Genomic DNA, 1,877 nt, shown 5'->3' with positions numbered 1-1,877 from the left:
CTGAAGAAGGGGGTGCTCGAGCTCTGCGTGCTCGCGCTGCTCTCCCGACAGGACAGCTACGCCTATGAGATCGCGAGCCGTTTGGCCGAGGGGATCGATATGGGGGAAGGCACCATCTATCCGTTGATGCGAAGGATGCAGGCCGACGGGCTGGTCGACACCTATCTGGTGGAGAGCTCTTCCGGTCCGCCACGCAAGTATTACAAGCTGACCGAGGCCGGGAAGCAGAGCTTCACGGCGCAGCAGGCGGAATGGGCGGCGTTTTCCCGCGCCGTCGAGGCCATCCTGGGAGACACGAAATGACCCGGCAGGCCTTTATCGACCGGTTGCGGCTGGGCCTCTCGGGGATGCCCCCGCAGGCTATCGCCGACGCCATCGCCGACTATGAGGCGCATTTCGACGAGGGGCTGGCCGCCGGCCGCTCCGAAGAGGAGGTGGCCGCCGCCCTGGGCGATCCCGCCCGGCTGGCGCGCGAATTGCGCGCCGAGATCGGCCTCAAGAAGTGGGAAGAGCAGCGCAATCCCTCGGCCGCGGCCGGGGCGATCTTCGCCGTGCTGGGCCTGGGCGCCATCGACCTGCTGATCCTGCTGCCGATCCTGATGGCGGTGGCCGGAACCCTGTTCGGCCTGATCATCGCCGTGGTCGCGGTGTTCTTCGCCGGCGGCGTCGTCTTCGCGGTGGGACCGTTCTTCCAGCCTCCCGGTGGGACGGCGGCGGCCCTGCTGGGCGGCATCGGCCTGATGGCCCTGGCGAGCTCCGCCGGCGCCGTGCTGACCCTGATCGTGATCGGCTTTGTCAACGCCCTCGTCTGGTACGGGCGCCTCCACTACCGGCTGCTGAAGCCGGCCATCGAACCTCAAGTGCAAGGGTGAGTTCCATGATCCGCGTCCTCGTCCTCATCGCCATCACCGGTTTCTTCGTCGGCGTCGTGGCGCTCTCCAGCGCTGCGGCCATCGGCGGGCCCGACCTGGCCGCCCGCAACTGGCACTGGATCAATCATTGGCACGACATCGACTGGGACCATGTCGATCGTGACGTCGACTTCGATATCGACTCGGGCGAACCCGGCTCCACCGTCACGCGGGAGATCACCTGGACGGGCGGCTCGGAACTCGACATCGAGGTCCCGGCCGACGTGCAGTTCACCCAGGCCCCGGGCCCCGGCAAGGTGGTCATCACCGGCCCCAAGCGCGCGGTCGAACGGGTGGTGCTGGAGAACGGCCGCCTGCGGACGAACGGGACCCACTATTCCGGTCGCCGGCTGAAGATCACCGTCACGGCGCCCGACGTCCGCAAGTTCGACATCAGCGGCGACAGCGAACTGGTCGTCGAGGGCTACAAGCAGGACAGCCTGGCGATCGACGCCTCCGGATCGACCGAGGTGACGGTGCGCGGCGCGACCCGCAAGCTCGCCATCGACGTGTCGGGTTCCTCGGAGCTGGATCTCTCAGGGCTCGAGGCCGAAGAGGCGGCGGTCGACAGCTCGGGCAGCGCCGAGACGCGTCTCGCCCCCAAGAGCGTAGCCAACCTGGACATCTCGGGCGCCTCGGAAGTGACCCTGCTCACCAAGCCCGCCCAACTCGCCACCGACATCTCCGGCGCGGGTGAGCTGCACGAAGCGAATTAGGTTCTAGACCCTCCCCCAGCGCGCAGCGCGATTTGGGGGAGGTGGATCGTCGCCTCTTCGCGACGGGACGGAGGGGGTTGAAGCGCGCCGAAGCGAGTCAAAGTCCCCCTCAGTCGGCTTCGCCGACAGCTCCCCCGGTGGGCTACGGGATTCACACAACTGCGTCGGCCCTTGCGATGACGAAGCCTGTGAGGGTTGCTGTGAAGCGTTCCCAGCCTTTGGCCATGGTCTTTGGGCCGGGGGGCTTGCC

Annotated in this window: 3 protein-coding genes; all 3 read left to right on the top strand. The window is 67.6% G+C overall.

Going from position 1 to position 1,877, the window contains the following annotated elements; translation table 11 throughout:
- Positions 1-303: PadR family transcriptional regulator (locus Q8Q88_RS17675; protein ID WP_305676498.1), on the top strand; the 303-nt coding region annotated here is incomplete at its 5' end.
- The gene (locus Q8Q88_RS17670; protein WP_305676497.1) at positions 300-872 is read left to right on the top strand and encodes a DUF1700 domain-containing protein; all 573 of its coding nucleotides are present in this window, start codon (positions 300-302) and stop codon (positions 870-872) included. The genes Q8Q88_RS17675 and Q8Q88_RS17670, both read left to right, overlap by 4 nt.
- Before the next feature lie 5 nt (positions 873-877).
- A complete protein-coding gene (locus tag Q8Q88_RS17665) occupies positions 878-1,627 on the top strand; it encodes a GIN domain-containing protein (protein WP_305676496.1) in 750 nt (249 codons plus the stop codon).
- Positions 1,628-1,877: the final 250 nt, after the last annotated feature.

It is taken from the genome of Phenylobacterium sp. (assembly GCF_030697925.1).
Taxonomy (GTDB): Bacteria; Pseudomonadota; Alphaproteobacteria; order Caulobacterales; family Caulobacteraceae; genus Phenylobacterium.
Note: the sequence above shows the minus strand (reverse complement) of the source record. Positions and strands in the feature narration are given on the sequence as shown.